At 59.1% G+C, this 13,840-nt stretch carries 15 protein-coding genes and 1 pseudogene; 6 read left to right on the top strand and 10 right to left on the bottom strand.

What is annotated here, in order from left to right; genetic code table 11:
* Positions 1-231 precede the first annotated feature (231 nt).
* The 3 genes from AB7D48_RS16935 to AB7D48_RS16925 all read left to right on the top strand — a co-directional run bounded on the left by AB7D48_RS16935 (position 232) and on the right by AB7D48_RS16925 (position 2,964).
* Positions 232-528: a hypothetical protein gene (locus AB7D48_RS16935; protein WP_427981624.1), complete on the top strand. Its 297-nt coding sequence runs from the start codon at positions 232-234 to the stop codon at positions 526-528.
* Positions 529-751: 223 nt separating this feature from the next.
* Positions 752-2,197 carry an IS1182 family transposase gene (locus tag AB7D48_RS16930; RefSeq protein ID WP_427981627.1) on the top strand — a complete coding sequence of 482 codons (1,446 nt, stop codon included), beginning with the start codon at positions 752-754 and terminating at the stop codon, positions 2,195-2,197.
* Between the two features lie 182 nt (positions 2,198-2,379).
* Entirely contained in the window at positions 2,380-2,964 is a 585-nt protein-coding gene (locus AB7D48_RS16925; RefSeq protein ID WP_427981622.1) for a recombinase family protein, read from the top strand.
* Positions 2,965-3,064: 100 nt separating this feature from the next.
* Here the strand turns inward: AB7D48_RS16925 and AB7D48_RS16920 are convergent, their stop codons facing one another.
* Together AB7D48_RS16920 and AB7D48_RS16915 are read right to left on the bottom strand one after the other, a co-directional pair.
* Complete coding sequence (locus tag AB7D48_RS16920) at positions 3,065-3,589, bottom strand: hypothetical protein (RefSeq protein WP_427981620.1); 525 nt, start codon at positions 3,587-3,589, stop codon at positions 3,065-3,067.
* A complete protein-coding gene (locus AB7D48_RS16915) occupies positions 3,586-4,626 on the bottom strand; it encodes a hypothetical protein (protein WP_427981618.1) in 1,041 nt (346 codons plus the stop codon). The genes AB7D48_RS16920 and AB7D48_RS16915 overlap by 4 nt, the downstream gene beginning before the upstream one ends.
* 211 nt (positions 4,627-4,837) lie before the next feature.
* Between AB7D48_RS16915 and AB7D48_RS16910 the strand changes: the two are divergent.
* Positions 4,838-5,410, top strand: a pseudogene (locus AB7D48_RS16910) (IS5 family transposase); the annotation flags it as partial.
* Between the two features lie 115 nt (positions 5,411-5,525).
* Here AB7D48_RS16910 and AB7D48_RS16905 read toward each other — a convergent pair.
* From AB7D48_RS16905 to AB7D48_RS16885, 5 genes are all read right to left on the bottom strand, one after another.
* Positions 5,526-5,987 (bottom strand): hypothetical protein, encoded by a 462-nt coding sequence (locus AB7D48_RS16905; RefSeq protein ID WP_427981616.1) that lies wholly within the window; start codon positions 5,985-5,987, stop codon positions 5,526-5,528.
* Between the two features lie 21 nt (positions 5,988-6,008).
* Positions 6,009-6,650: a hypothetical protein gene (locus AB7D48_RS16900; protein WP_427981613.1), complete on the bottom strand. Its 642-nt coding sequence runs from the start codon at positions 6,648-6,650 to the stop codon at positions 6,009-6,011.
* Complete coding sequence (locus tag AB7D48_RS16895) at positions 6,647-7,546, bottom strand: DUF4123 domain-containing protein (protein WP_427981611.1); 900 nt, start codon at positions 7,544-7,546, stop codon at positions 6,647-6,649. The genes AB7D48_RS16900 and AB7D48_RS16895 overlap by 4 nt, the downstream gene beginning before the upstream one ends.
* Before the next feature lies 1 nt (position 7,547).
* The gene (locus AB7D48_RS16890) at positions 7,548-7,955 is read right to left on the bottom strand and encodes a PAAR domain-containing protein (protein WP_427981608.1); all 408 of its coding nucleotides are present in this window, start codon (positions 7,953-7,955) and stop codon (positions 7,548-7,550) included.
* Positions 7,956-8,743: 788 nt separating this feature from the next.
* Positions 8,744-8,905 (bottom strand): hypothetical protein, encoded by a 162-nt coding sequence (locus tag AB7D48_RS16885; RefSeq protein ID WP_427981606.1) that lies wholly within the window; start codon positions 8,903-8,905, stop codon positions 8,744-8,746.
* Between the two features lie 318 nt (positions 8,906-9,223).
* Here AB7D48_RS16885 and AB7D48_RS16880 point away from each other — a divergent pair, with 318 nt between their 5' ends.
* Positions 9,224-9,508 carry a hypothetical protein gene (locus AB7D48_RS16880; protein ID WP_427981605.1) on the top strand — a complete coding sequence of 95 codons (285 nt, stop codon included), beginning with the start codon at positions 9,224-9,226 and terminating at the stop codon, positions 9,506-9,508.
* 306 nt (positions 9,509-9,814) lie between these two features.
* Here the strand turns inward: AB7D48_RS16880 and AB7D48_RS16875 are convergent, their stop codons facing one another.
* The 3 genes from AB7D48_RS16875 to AB7D48_RS16865 are packed head-to-tail and all read right to left on the bottom strand — an operon-like array spanning position 9,815 to position 12,229.
* A complete protein-coding gene (locus tag AB7D48_RS16875; protein WP_427981603.1) occupies positions 9,815-11,023 on the bottom strand; it encodes a Bcr/CflA family efflux MFS transporter in 1,209 nt (402 codons plus the stop codon).
* Positions 11,020-11,658, bottom strand: coding sequence for a TetR/AcrR family transcriptional regulator (locus tag AB7D48_RS16870; protein WP_427981601.1), 639 nt, complete (start codon positions 11,656-11,658; stop codon positions 11,020-11,022). Before AB7D48_RS16870 ends, AB7D48_RS16875 begins: the two co-directional genes overlap by 4 nt.
* Position 11,659: 1 nt before the next feature.
* Positions 11,660-12,229, bottom strand: a complete 570-nt coding sequence (locus tag AB7D48_RS16865; protein WP_427981599.1) for an NADPH-dependent FMN reductase — start codon at positions 12,227-12,229, stop codon at positions 11,660-11,662.
* Between the two features lie 457 nt (positions 12,230-12,686).
* Between AB7D48_RS16865 and AB7D48_RS16860 the strand changes: the two genes are divergently transcribed.
* Complete coding sequence (locus AB7D48_RS16860; RefSeq protein ID WP_427981597.1) at positions 12,687-13,679, top strand: radical SAM protein; 993 nt, start codon at positions 12,687-12,689, stop codon at positions 13,677-13,679.
* Positions 13,680-13,840 lie beyond the last annotated feature (161 nt).

Below are 13,840 nucleotides of genomic sequence, written 5' to 3'. Positions count from 1 at the left end.
CCGACGATATCCTCGCCTCAATTCAACGCTTCTGCCTGCGGTCCCTCACAAAAATGCCCAAAATGAAGACAAATTCCGAATCAGGACACTAGCTTAACTTGCTGTCCACCAAACCGGCAGCAGCCCATCATTCCCGATCCTCTGCCGGGCGATGCAGCTTTAGGCTTTGACCCTGCTGTAACACCATATGTTGCCCTGAGCCTCTACCAAAACGGCAGAGATATTTATGATTTGACTTGGCCCGATACGCCCGATTATGAATGGCCGCCAGCCATCGATGGCATAATATCCGTGGTTTTTCGAAAGTTGCCGGGAAGCAAATATACCGATGTCATCGTAATCGGCTACATCTCCGGGGCGCGAGGCGTCGATATTTATCATCCAATGATCTATGTCGGCACAGACGAAGGATTTCGACTCGATCAAAATCTAAGTGACCTTATGTTCAAGGGGGCTTATACAACAATGCCAGAGTTGCTGAAGGCGATTGGTAAGGTTGGAATAAGTGTTCCGGCCTATTCTGGCTGAATCAACTTATTTCAAGAGGCGATGTACGAGGTTCGCCCATGATCGCATCCGTTTCTTCCAAATGGTAAGGTTGTCCTGTTGTGGCTGATTTCGGCATGGCAATTTTGGACCATCCGATGTGCAGAGAATTTTTCCCGCTATGCATGTGACCCGCAACCTGTCGTACAACTTGTGCAGACCGTGTGGAAACTTCCCGGGCGATGATTCCTTGAATTGATGCGTGATGGTACGGTTTGCCATGGCACATCTTAGAGGGACGGATCGTTCGCAGCCTCTCCTTTTGCCCGAGGCGATTGACGATTACGTGGGGCCGGAGAACCCGGTCCGGTTCATTGAAGCATTTGTTGACGAACTTGACCTGCAAGCTCTGGGGTTTGTCCGGGCCGCGGCTAAAGCGACGGGCCGCCCCGGTTACCACCCGGCGGACCTGTTGAAGCTCTACATTTACGGCTACCTCAACCGTGTGCGGTCCAGCCGCCGGCTTGAGGCCGAGAGCCATCGCAATATCGAGGTGATCTGGCTGCTGCGGCACTTGAAGCCGGACTTCAAGACCATCGCTGATTTCCGCCGCGACAACCGTGCGACGTTCAAGCTGGTGTTCCGCCAGTTCGTCCTGTTGTGCCGCCAGCTCGACCTGTTCGGGCGTGAATTGCTGGCCGTCGACGGCACCCGCATTAAGGCGGTGAGCAACAAGGACCGCAACTTTACCCGCGCGGCGCTAGCGGCGTTCATCCGCGAGGCGGACGGAAAACTATCTGCCTATATGGCGCGGCTGGATGAGGGCGACGCCGATGAAGACCGGGCCAGCGGCAGCGGTAGCGGCGGGTTGGCGGAGAAGATCGCGGCGATCCGCGGCAAGCGCAACCGCCACCAGGCCCTCATGGATGAGCTGGAGCGCACGGGCGAGGACCAGATATCGCTGACCGACCCGGACGCCCGTGCCATGGCCCGCATGACCAAGGTCGGCGTGGGGTACAACATCCAGCTTGCGGTGGACGTGAAGCACAAGCTGATCGCCGAGCAGAAGGTCAGCAGCCAAGTTATCGATCTTGGGCTCCTCGCCCCAACGGCGGCGGCGGCCATGGAGGCTCTTGGCGTGGAGACCATCGAGGTTGTTGCCGACCGGGGTTATTACAAGATCGAGGATATCGAGGCTTGCGAGGAAACGGGCATTACAGCCTATGTGCCCAAGCCGGCCAAAGGCACAGCCGCCCGCGAAGGTTTCTTCACCAAGGAGGCGTTCCTATACGATCCGGACAAAAACGTTTACGTTTGTCCAGGCGGGGCCACCTTGTTGCCTCTCTACGCAGCCAAGCTGCGGGGCAACCGGAAGGTCGATTACTGCAACCGCAAAGCTTGCCGGAACTGCGTGCTCAAGCAACGCTGCACTGCCAACACCTATCGCCGTGTGTCGCGCCTGGACAATGAGGGCGTCATGGACCGCATGGCGGCCCGGCTCGCAGCCCGGCCGGAGGTGATGGACCAGCGGCGGGAAACAGTCGAGCATCCATTCGGCACCATCAAGCAGTGGATGAACCAGGGCGCGTTCCTCATGCGCCGGCTGGAGAATGTCCGCGGGGAGTTCAGTCTCACCGCGCTCGCCTACAATATCAGAAGGGCTATCACCCTGGTCGGCGTCCCGGAATTGATCGCCGCAGCCAGGACATGAGGGCCTAAAAGGCCGCCTCTTGCCTCCAGCGGCAGAAAACAGCGCTAACACGGTCGGGAAGGCAGACGGAGCAGTTTCCCGTCTCGTCGGGACGCCAGAAAATGCCCAGACCGTAGACTAGGCGGAGTTTCCACACGGTCTGTAGGATTTGCGCGACAATTCCTGGCGGCTACAACGGAGGCATGTCCAAAGCTTCCTCTCCCGGCCCCCTGCTCGGCTATGCGCGTGCGTCCACCCAGGGGCAGGACCTGGCGCAACAGCGCGCCCTGCTACGGGAGGCTGGCTGCACCCGCATCTTCGAGGAAAAGGTCAGCGGCGCGAAGCGCAACCGGCCGGAGCTGGAACGGCTGCTAGATCATCTGCGTGCCGGCGACGTGGTGACGGTCACGCACCTCGATCGTCTCGCCCGGTCCACCCGCGACCTGTTGGAAATCGCCGAGCGCATCAAGGAGGCCGGGGCCGGCCTACGCTCATTGGCCGAACCATGGGCCGACACCACCACCCCGGCCGGGCGCATGGTGCTGACCGTGTTCGCCGGCATCGCCGATTTCGAGCGGTCCCTGATCGTGGAGCGCACCAGCACCGGCCGGATCGCCGCCAAGGCGCGCGGAGTAAGGTTCGGGCCTCGCCCCTCCCTCTCGGCCGAGCAGATCGCCCATGCCCGGCAGCTCACTGAGCAGGAGGGCAAGCCGGTTGCTGAGGTCGCCCGCCTATTCGGAGTGCATCGGGCGACCCTCTACCGGGCGCTGGCGGCTGAACCCGTTTGATCGGGACGCTTTTCCGAAAATCTTGTTTTATGAAGTCTAATCTGAACCAGCCGCTTACGGCTTAGCGGGCAATTTTTAACAGATCGTGCGATGACCACATTTATTCCCAGGTATCATTAATCCCGACCGCATAAAACCAGCCATAGGCCCGGCCTGTAAAAAATCCTATTGAAGCAGCAATAGTCGAAGTAACTAAACAAAATATGATAAAATCAGGGTAGCTTAATAGCAAAAGAGCATCAATTGGAGGAGGAAACAAATGAAAATTATTTCCTTGCGATAAGGCCCATATAAAATAACCTATATCATTCAAAACAACTAAACCGAGAACGGTTGTAGATATTATTTTTAGAAAAACAAATGCCCATAGCCGCCGCTTAAAAGCGCCATTCCACATTATAATCGGTAAAAAAATCAGTGCGGGAGGAACAAGAATCAAAATTCCGCGATTAAAACTTAAAGGCATTGGCTCTGCTGGAAAAAATTGAAAAAACACGGCTTCCAAAAGGAAGGCCATTCCAAAAAGACTAAAGAATGTGGTGCGTGCGCATCGTTTAGCGCCGGTTACGCGGTCCGGCCAGGGAAATTCAACTGAATTTGAATCGTTCACGTCAGTAGCTTTCACTTTTTTGATGTTAACTTAGCTGAATAAACATGAAATTTTGCATAATTCGTAGATCTATAAAGTTCTCTTCTGTAGTTTTGCATAGATGATGCGCCAACTTCCGCACGAGGATTCATTGAAAAATGAGACATCGCTTCATGCCGTAATTGATCTTCGCTAACTTTTCCGTCTGGTTGAGAAAACCACTTTTCAAAATCATTTCTCATACCGTCGTAAATATCTTGGCCATTTTTAAAATCAACGACGATTGAAAACAAATCCAATGGGGATGAATAAAATTTAAGAGAAGACAGGTCATGAGCTATATCTTTAGCATTATCTTCCACTTGATCGACAAACTCATTAAGTCTTTTCATATGGGCAAGCACTTCTTGATCACCATACTGTACCCATTCAGTTGCTAAAATACCGAGGCTTTGCCCCATCTGCTGTCGTAAATCTTTTAAATCAGCACCAACTTGGCGCAATTTTCTAAAATCTGCGATGTCTTTTCCTAGGGCGGGCAAAGCAAGTACTGGACCCCATGTCTCGATTTGATCGTAATACCAATTATTCTTAACGGCATTTTCTAACTTCGTGTTTCCTGATGCTCGATCATAATATTCTGACATCGTCATGATACCGTCTGCAAAGAGCATAGCTAATGAATCCAAAAATTCAAACCCTGTAAACGCAACAAGAGCAACGGCCCCGGTTGTTAATGCGCCTTCTGTAATTGCGGCAAAAGCCACAGTAACGGCAGAATATGCCAACACCATAGAGAAAGCGTCTGCAGCAACACCTACGGTATCAAAAGCAAGCGCCCCTGTGCTTGGTAAATTATTTCCAGAAGCTACTTTGGGAACGCTGCTTTTGAATTTTGGTGCTGCACCAGACGCTGAGCTGGTTATTGAATTCGGGCGTACGGGTCCAAAATTCTCTACCACCACCATTTTGGTTAACCCGTCTTTGCCAACGGTTGGCTCACGGAAGAGACGTACATAGTCTCTATCCTGCCATGCTACGCCAACTCCCACACCATATTTATTATCAATCATCCGGCAAAGGCCTATCTGTGCATCAGTTGGATTAGCAAAAGGACCATATGAAAAGGGTTTATACTGCGGCATCGCTGACTATGCTTTCCGTTTCGATATTTGCTTTATATTAGCCAATCATGATTTCTCTTTAAGAGCCTGACCGAAAAAATAGTTTAGCGATTTCAGTTGGTTGTGATTTTGTTGGTTTGCAACAACTGACGGAATCCCGATGACTTGGACTGAAACCGCTCGGCAGCGATACTGCCGGGATGATCTGCGCTATGCAAGCAACCTTACCGATGGCGAATGGGCTTTGATTGCGCCATTTATGCCAGCGCCTGCGCGGCGGGGGCGGCCGCGCTCTGTGTCGCTGTGCGTGATTGTTGAAGCGATTCTCTACATGCTGTTCACTGGCTGCCAGTGGCGGCAACTCCCCAGGGAGTTCGCGCCCTTCACGACGGTGCAGGCGTATTTCTACCGCTTCAGCCGTGATGGCACGCTCATGCGCATCAACCGCGCCCTGGTCGTGCAGGCGCGGGAGTTGGCCGGGCGCTCGGCATCGCCAACTGCGGGCGTGATCGATAGCCAGTCGGTGAAAACGACCGAGGCCGGCGGGCCGCGCGGGTTTGATGCGGGCAAGAAGATCAAGGGGCGCAAACGGCATATCGTCACGGATACACTCGGGAACCTCGTGGGCTTGGTTATCCATCCCGCCGATGTTCAAGACCGCGACGGTGCGCCCAACGTGCTCAAATCCATCCGCAAGAAATACCCGTCGCTGCGGCCCGTCTTCGCCGAGGGACTGGCTCTCCACCGGCGGGCGGGCCGAATTTCTTGATGCAGTATGCGAAATTTGCATTGAGCTTGGTCATGTCAGGTCTCTCATAGAGTGCCGGTTCCTGCTGGCGATCTAACTGTCAGACGCCCCTGAATGGCGTGCATTTAACCAAAATCCGTTCCAGCTCTTCACGCGAATATGCCCATATCGTCTTGTCGCTTTCATCTAAATCGAGCAGATCGAAGGCAATGCCGAATTTGGGCGAAAAGAACGCATCGTGCCCATCGGTCATCAGATATTTGTCGTTCCGGCTGATTTCCTCCAGGAAAAAACGAGGTGCCGTATGAAAATGATCCATTCCACAAACAAAAACGGCCTCTGTTCGCCAGCCAAAGCCGATATCAATGAGATAATCGTTTCTGAATCCCAAAATCGGTGTTTCCACGCCAGGAAAATAAGCGTTAATATAGTCAGACGATCGTTCGATTTTGCTTTCGTACGGACAGAAAGCACGTTCCGCTTGCAGAGCATTCATGCCGAATTTAATGGCATGAAGTCCGTCTTGAGAAACGCCTTCATATGGAGAAATTACCCACTTCATTTATTTTTCCTTTCAGGCTGTTCAGGGGCGGTTTTGGTTGATCTGGTTTTGTAGGCATTCCACGTAACGCTGCATTTCTTTTATGGCTTCGTCATATTTATGTGGGTCGCCAGATCTCTCCGCAATTTTCTTGACGTCTTCAATATCCATCTTGGCCGCGTCGAGAAGCTTTCCATCTTTTATAAGCTGAGCCTGTTTTTCCTGATATGCCATCGCAGCCGGGCTTCGACCATAACTTGCCGTACTGCGATGATCGACAGGTTCCATCTGGATCGCTGGTCCATCGTCCTTATTCGGCCCACCTCCCATTTTATTGGCAGACGCCGCCGGCGTATGATGAGAATCAAGCCCGTCACCTGTTGGCCCCTTGGTTTCACCATGTGCACCGCCACGGTATTTGCCTGTGCCATTGCCCTTACGCAAATGCGCACACGGGTCCTCATCACATTCAACGCAAGGCTCGGAAGCATCGGAGTCTTTGAGCTGCTCGTCGGCCTTGGTATTCGCCTGGACAGCCTGATGGCCCGCATGTTGGTAGATCTCGGCCCCAATGGCGCCCACCGCCGCGGCGCCGGCGATGCCAAGCGCCACGGCGTCGACCGCGACGTCCAGGCCGGGAACGAATTGGGCCGCCACAAAGGCCGCCCCGGCCGTTGCGCTCATGCCGTTCCCCTTTGCAACATCCGCTCACCGATGGCCGACAGCAGCCGCGCGATCGCCTTGTCGGGGCCGTCCGCCGCGTTCCGAAGATAGTCCAGGGCAGGGGGCGCGTTCCAAACCGCGCCACGGCTGATCAAGGTCAGATACGCGAAGCGTCCCAGCCCGCGCTCGGTCTTGAGGCCCAACGCCCGTCCCTGCGCCTCATTCCGCGCCACGAAACCCAGCAGCCCGGCCTCATCCATGCCCCTGGTCTGGTCCGGCGCGGCATCGCGCAGATAGGACGCGATCGCCCGGTGCGAGCGTGCCGTCATCGCTCCCGAGAGCGCCTGCATCTGCGCCTCGTTCAGCACCAGCCGCCCGTGCGCGGGCGCCGGCCAGTCCGCCCGGCGCTTGGCCTGCAACGCCCCCTCCGGCGCCGCGATCGCCAGTGCCGCCGCCGGGCCGAACAGCCGGGCGCGCTGTGCCAGGGTCAGCACCGGCAGGATCATCGCCAGCACGCTTGGGTCCCAATGGCGGAACATCACCGTCCGCTGCGCCGGCGCGAACGGGTCCGGCGCCGCGCCTTGGGCCGGTGGCGGGGCTGGAATCTCCACCAGGTTCAGCGTGCGCAGATGCCGGTAGAAGGCGGGCTCGTCCGGTTCCTCCACCCGCCAGAACACGGCCGCGCCCTCGATGCCCTCGATGCGCAGCAGGTTGCGCAGCCGCCGCTCGTTCAGCAGTGCCAGATGCGGGCCTGCGCGCACGATCCCGGCATTGCCGCGATATTCCAGAAACAGCGAGCGCGTGCGCACATCCACCTGCCGCAACAGGGCGGGGAGGTCGTCGTATTTCGCGCCATCCAGCACGGCGAAAACCGGGGATGGCCACCCGGCCAGAATGTCAGCAAGACCAGCCGCCATGCTACCCCATGCTCATGAAGGGCGCGCCCGCCGCCGCGGCCTGGCGCGGGCAGGGCGGGGCGGCCGGGCCGGCGCCCACCGCCCCGGCATTGCCGCCGCCACCGCTGCCGCCGCTCTCGCCGATCAGCACCGTGAAGCAGCCCAGCGCGATGACGCCGCCATGCGACATCTGGTCACCCATCCGCGCCGCAGGCATGCCGCCAATCAGCACGGTGGAGGAGCCCATCGCCACCGTGTCCGGCGGGCCGACGCACACCGCCATGTCGGAGACGCGCGCGGCGGGCAGGCCGCCGATCAACACGGTCGGGCAGCCGGGACCGGAGATGGGGCCGCCGACATGCGGTACGGGGCCGTTGCTGGCCGGGCAGGTGTGCATGTCCGTCAATCGCGCCGCTGGCTTCCCGGCCATTCATTCGCCTTTCGATAGAATCGAGCGCAACCTAGGCGGGTCGGCGCCACGCGTAAATAACACCATTCGTTACGAGGTGATCATTTGTCGGCAGGGGCGGGAGGGGGACGGTTGTCGAGGCCGAGTTTCAGAGTGTCGGGCTCGTCGCTGCTTGCGCCTTCCTGGCCCTTGTCGCCCGTGGGGGCGATGTAGGTGATTGAGATTGTCTCGTCTCCAATGTTTGGAATGATCGTCGTCCCTGCAGCCAGGACGGCGGCAGTGGACCTCACCAGATGTGCTGGGCGCCAATCTGGCTCAAGAGGGGGGAAGAATTTTTTCCCGTCCGATCCGCGTGCTGGAGTGCTTGAATGGGCTGGCTTGTTCCCGCACGACGACACCTCATCCCCCTGAAGGGATGAAGTGATCGTCTCGATGGCACGGTTCTGCTTATCTCGTGGATGCGAAACTTGTCGGTTTTCGCATGGAGGCTGGTCTGCTTGCGCGGTCGTGCCCAGGCCCGCGTGGGCTTTGTCGGCCTCGGCCGCGAAACGGCACGCCGGCATGTCACTGTGTGGGGGGGGGGCTCAAAGCCCCCCACACAGTGACATGTTGCCCGTACTTTTTCGTCAAAGTTGGGACTGCTTCGTCTTTCCCGGTCTCCGACTGTCGAAGATCGGCGGTGGGTTGGAACGGAAGGGCCAGGTGCCTTCAAGTGCCTACCCCTTCCGTTCTTCCTCTGTACCACCCAGGGCGCGGCTGCGTCCCGTCTGGAGCGCAGGTCATGGTCTCGCCCGCGCGGTGCGGGCCAATCAACCCCGCGCCTTGGAGACATAGACATGCCCCAAATCCCAACCCAGATCCGCATCCTGGACGAATTGATCCGCGAGCACGCCGAGGGCCACGATCTGCCCCGCCACGTGCCGCATCTGCGCCTGGCCGACACTCTGACGCGCGGTGACGATCCGCTGCATCTGCTTCCATACTTCGCGATCTGGGCAGGAAGATCGAGAACCTGGAAGACCTATTCGTCGCCTGCGCCGACCCCGGCGAGGTGGAAATCGAGGCCTGCCGCGTCGAGGAGGGCATCGCCGTTCAACTTGTGACTGACGGCCAATGGGCGGTCTTCACCAAATGAAGGAGGTGGCCATGGAACCCAGCACCCAGACTGTATCCATCCACCCTTGTCGGCGTCGATTTGCTTCCGTGCAGACCGCTGCGCCTCTGGGGAGCGGCGGTCGAGGTCGCCGACGGTGGCGCGTTCATCCGCCTCGCCATTCTCGGCCCGTACGATGGTTGGACCGTCAGCCAGCTTCTGGCTTATGGCCGTGGCCCTGGTCTGGTTCGAGGCGGAGCTGGCGCATTCAGGCGAAGCGGTTGTGGCCGAGATCGTCCGCCATCTGGACCGTGCCGCCGTCATGCACCGCGAGCCGCAGGATGGCTGGGCGGTTCGCCATTCAGATGGGCTCCGATGCCGCACGGCAGAACTGCCGGGAGGCGCGGGCGAGGTGCGCGCGGCACCAGCGCGGACCAGGGCGCGCTGGACAGATTACGACGCGGAGCCCAACCTGGGCTGAACCGGCCCGCCTGCCTAGTACTTTCATTCATTATAGAGTCACCGCAATAGCTAGTCGATCGTGCGGTATGGCACTTCGCGGATCATTTCTATCAGATGTTGAAACCCCCGTTTCAGCCCCTCGTCATCCACCCCGCTGACGTTCGCGTGAGTGCACTGTGGTGCGCCGATACGGCCCATGGCAAACGTCTCAGTCGACTTTACCAACACTCCGCGGAATTCAAGTTGACTGACCAATTCACGGGCGTGCCAAGGCTCAGGAAACGTGATCCAATAGTGATGGGAATCTTCCAGAAAAAATAAGGCTTTATCCCTTAACTCTTGCTGCCCTTCTGCTTTGCATCACGCAGAAAGCCCCATACATCACCAGCGCCAACAAGGCGCAGCATGCCATGACCAGCGCCATGGCGGAAACGCCGTGACGGGGCAGCAATATGGCGACGGTCCAGCTGGCCAGGGCACCAGCGGCCATTTGCACGCAGGTCAGGAAGCCGCCGGCCATGCCAGCTAGGTCGGGCACCAAGGCCAGCGCGCCGTGGCTGGCGGCGGGAGCCGCGAGGCCGGAGGCGGCGGTGGCCAGCACCAGCAGTGGCATCAACGTCCAGAGGGAAAGCTCAGGCAGAAGCAGGATCGCCACCGAGGATGCCAGTGCCAGGATCATGGCGGTGAGGAGCAGGATCGGGCCGGGGAAACCGGCCTTGGCCAACTGGCCGGACAGGGCCGCGCCAGCGACGATGCCTGCGCCGGTGCAAGCGAACAACCCAGCATAGACGGGCGGTGCCACGTGATAAAGGCCGAGCAGGATGCTGGAGGAGCCGGCAACATAGGCGAACATCCAAGCAAAGCCGAGCGCATTGGCCAGCACGTGGATCACCACGGCTGGCTGGCCCAGCAGTTGGGCGTAATCGCGTCGCAGAGCCGGTAGCATGGGTTGCGATGTGCGGGTAGGCTTGCGTGTCTCGGTCAGGGCTAGCGCCACCAGCGTGACGGCGCCCAGGCCGCAAATGGCGGTCACGCCGTATATGGCGCGCCAGCCGCCCAGGGCCAGCACGCCGGTGCCCAGCATGGGGGCCAGGATGGGAGCCACATTGGCCACCATGGTGATCAGTGCCAGCCGCGCATGGGCGATGGCGCCGTCGAATAGATCGCGCACCATGGCAAAGGCCAGCGTCATGCCCACGCCCGCCCCGGCGCCCTGCACCAGCCGCGCGGCCAGCAGCAGTGGCATGGAGTTGGCCAGTGCGGCGCCGACGCCGCCCAGCGCGAACAAAGAAAGGCCGCCAAGCAGCACTGGCCGACGACCGTGGCGGTCGGCCAGCGGGCCATAGGCCAGTGGGCTTACGGCAAAGCCGGCCATGAACAGGCTGAGTGTGAGCCCAGCCTGGGTTGAGTTGCCGTGCAGCGCGGTGGCGATCCGTCCCAGGGCCGGCAGTGCCATGTCGATGGACAAGGGTGGCAGGGCCGCCAGCGTGCCGAGGAAAATGGCAAAGACGATGCTGGCTGGGTAAAGTGTCATGATCCGGTCCCTGGCAAAAGGGCGGCGGCGGTGAAACTCACCGCATGATCGATGGTGGTGGCTACCGCGTCGATGCCGGGTATGTCGGTACCGGTCAGGGCGCGGGTCATCAGGTCGAACACCACCATGTTGTGGAACAGCACGGCGACGGCGGTGGGATCTGGCTCCGGCCGGATGGTCCCGCGCGCCTGCGCCGTCGCCAGGAAACGTGCCAGGATGGCATGGGTGGCGCGCGGACCCACGCGATACCAGTCTGCCGCCACCTGCGGATGGCGCCGCCCCTCGGCGATCACCAGGCGTTGGAAATCCAGGTGGCGCGGCAGCAGCAGCATGGCCAGCAGGGTGGCGGCGAAGCGGCGCAGCCCCTCTTCCACCGACAACCCGTCCAGGGACAGCTGCTTCACCGGCACGGTGATCTCTTCAATCAGAGATTCCATGGCGGCAACGAACAGCCCATCTTTGCCGCCATAGAAGCTGTAGACGGCGCCTTTGCTGCCGCCGACGTCGCGCACCAGTTCGTCCAGGCTGAAGCCGTCATAGCCGCGGGCCAGGAACATCTCCCCCGCGCGGTCGCGCAACGCCGCCTCCCGTGCCTCGCCCCGCGCCGTGCGGCGTGGCCCGGCAGCGCCCGCCATGTCAGGCCGCCGTACGGGAAAAAATACGGATTTCGGCTAGCAGCGTGTCGATGGCCTTTAAGCAGAACTCCAGCGTGGTGGCATCGGTCAACCGCCCGTTGGTGATCTTCTGGCCGATGCCGGCGATCACCACGTCCGGCCCCACCACTACGCGTGACAGGGTGGAATGCAGCGTGGCCAGCAACTGTGCATGCACGCGCGCGCCCCCGACGAAGCCGGGAGAAGAGGTGATTGGCAACACCGGCTTGCCCACCAGCGGGGCAGCGAAGGCCGGGCGGGAGGCCCAGTCGATGGCGTTCTTCAGCACGCCGGGAATGCCGTGGTTGAACTCCGGCGTCACCAGCACCAGCCCGTCGGCTGCGGTGATGGCCGATTTCAGCGCCGCCACCGGCGCTGGCAGATCGGCCTCCAGGTCGCCGTTGTAGAGCGGCACGTCATCAAGGGGAAACACCTCCAGCGTGGCTTTCCCGCTGGTGACGAGCGCCTCGCTCAGTGTGTGGAGCACGATGGTATTGGTGGAAGCCTTGCGGATGCTGCCGGAAATTCCCAGCAGGCGAATGGGTTCGGACATGGTTCTATCTCCAGTCAATGAAGCTGATAAAAATATACCATACGGTACGGTATTGTCAATGCCGTGCTTGGCCGTCGTTAGGAAACCGTGAGGGCCGCCCCTCGTGCACGGGCGAAATTCCCCACTTGCCGTGTCAAACCTCAACCGCTGTTCCCCCGGCTGTGTGCCGGGGTAAGCCATGGGGGGTGGTATGATGTTGGAGGCTGGCATAGGCTCGCTTCTTCTTCCACAATGGCGCTGTGGCGGTCGACCAGCCCCATCGCCTAATTCCACATCACCACGTTTTTTGCCTCCAGGAAGCGCGGCCTGTGGAACCGCCTGCCGGCCGTGGTGAAGATCCATAAACAGCCGGACGCCAAAGTGGCGTGACGCATTGTGCTCCGTCGCGTGATTGTATTTTTCTTGGTCTTTCTTTACGGTCATGTCCATTTAGACCGGATGGAAAGAGCGAATCCGCGTGGAAAAGACTGTGTTGAAAGAACGCTTGAGCACGCTCGGCGCGGGGGTACGCTTCGCGGGAAAGGCGATTTTCACGCGCTACACGCCACTGCTGGCGCAAATGGTGGTGACAAGGCGGTGCAATCTGGCCTGCGGCTACTGCAATGAATATGACGATTTCTCGGCCCCGGTGCCACTGAAGGATTTGCTGGCGAGGGTGGACCATTTGGCGAAGCTGGGCACAGCTTCGCTGACGGTGACGGGTGGGGAAACGTTGCTCCATCCGGATCTGGACAAGGTGATCCGGCATGGGCGCGATGCAGGCATGATCGTGACCATGATCACAAACGGGTTCAAGCTTTCGAGCGGCTGGATCGAGCGACTGAACAAGGCGCGGCTGCAGGGAATGCAGATCAGCATCGATAATTTGGTGGCGGACGATATTTCCATGAAGAGCCTCAGCTCTGTGGAAGGGCGGCTGAAATTGCTGGCTGAACATGCCAAGTTCAAGGTGAATGTCAATTCCGTGCTCGGCGTAACGGGCGAGCGCACGCAGGATGTGATCACCATCGCCGAAACAGCGGCGAAATACGGGTTTCAGCACTCAGTGGGAGTGCTGCACGACCATTCTGGCGGATTGAAGGCGCTCTCCTCCGCACAGATGGCGGCCTATAAGCAGGTGACGGAGATTTCGCCCTCTCTGGTGCATTCGCTGAACTACAGGCTGTTTCAGAAAAACCTGATGCAGGGCAAGCCAAATGACTGGAAATGCCGAGCAGGAGCCCGATATCTCTATATCACCGAAGACGGCAAGGTGCATTGGTGCTCCCAGCAGCGCGGCTATCCGGCAATACCGCTGCTGGAATACGGGCGCGAGGATATACGCCGCGAGTACCGCGCCAAAAAAGACTGCGCGCCCACCTGCACGCTAAGCTGCGTACATCAGATGAGCCTGTTCGACAGCTATCGAGGACGTCAGCAGACGTCGGCTCTGCCTCTCAACCCGTCCTAAGGAATCTCTGAACAAGTTGGTATTTTCCTGTGCCCTTTTGTCCTGTGCCCTTGTAGAATTTTCCGGGGACACTGTTCTATCTCGAGCCGCCCTGCGGTCCACCCCGTTTTGAGTCAGGGTATTAAAAGGGTAATAATATACTTGGCTAAGTGGGTGCGTTT

The sequence above is a fragment of the Acidocella sp. genome (genome assembly GCF_050253495.1).
GTDB lineage: Bacteria > Pseudomonadota > Alphaproteobacteria > Acetobacterales > Acetobacteraceae > Acidocella.
This window is presented reverse-complemented; position numbering and strand designations above follow the sequence as displayed.

Coding starts and splice junctions, on each gene's coding strand:
- AB7D48_RS16875 (WP_427981603.1), bottom strand. CDS start 11,023: ATGACACTTTACCCAGCCAGCATCGTCTTTGCCATTTTCCTCGGCACG.
- AB7D48_RS16880 (WP_427981605.1), top strand. CDS start 9,224: ATGGTTGGACCGTCAGCCAGCTTCTGGCTTATGGCCGTGGCCCTGGTC.
- AB7D48_RS16890 (WP_427981608.1), bottom strand. CDS start 7,955: ATGGCCGGGAAGCCAGCGGCGCGATTGACGGACATGCACACCTGCCCG.
- AB7D48_RS16930 (WP_427981627.1), top strand. CDS start 752: ATGGTACGGTTTGCCATGGCACATCTTAGAGGGACGGATCGTTCGCAG.
- AB7D48_RS16865 (WP_427981599.1), bottom strand. CDS start 12,229: ATGTCCGAACCCATTCGCCTGCTGGGAATTTCCGGCAGCATCCGCAAG.
- AB7D48_RS16925 (WP_427981622.1), top strand. CDS start 2,380: ATGTCCAAAGCTTCCTCTCCCGGCCCCCTGCTCGGCTATGCGCGTGCG.
- AB7D48_RS16915 (WP_427981618.1), bottom strand. CDS start 4,626: ATGATTGATAATAAATATGGTGTGGGAGTTGGCGTAGCATGGCAGGAT.
- AB7D48_RS16870 (WP_427981601.1), bottom strand. CDS start 11,658: ATGGCGGGCGCTGCCGGGCCACGCCGCACGGCGCGGGGCGAGGCACGG.
- AB7D48_RS16905 (WP_427981616.1), bottom strand. CDS start 5,987: ATGAAGTGGGTAATTTCTCCATATGAAGGCGTTTCTCAAGACGGACTT.
- AB7D48_RS16900 (WP_427981613.1), bottom strand. CDS start 6,650: ATGAGCGCAACGGCCGGGGCGGCCTTTGTGGCGGCCCAATTCGTTCCC.
- AB7D48_RS16895 (WP_427981611.1), bottom strand. CDS start 7,546: ATGGCGGCTGGTCTTGCTGACATTCTGGCCGGGTGGCCATCCCCGGTT.
- AB7D48_RS16885 (WP_427981606.1), bottom strand. CDS start 8,905: ATGCAGCGGATCGTCACCGCGCGTCAGAGTGTCGGCCAGGCGCAGATG.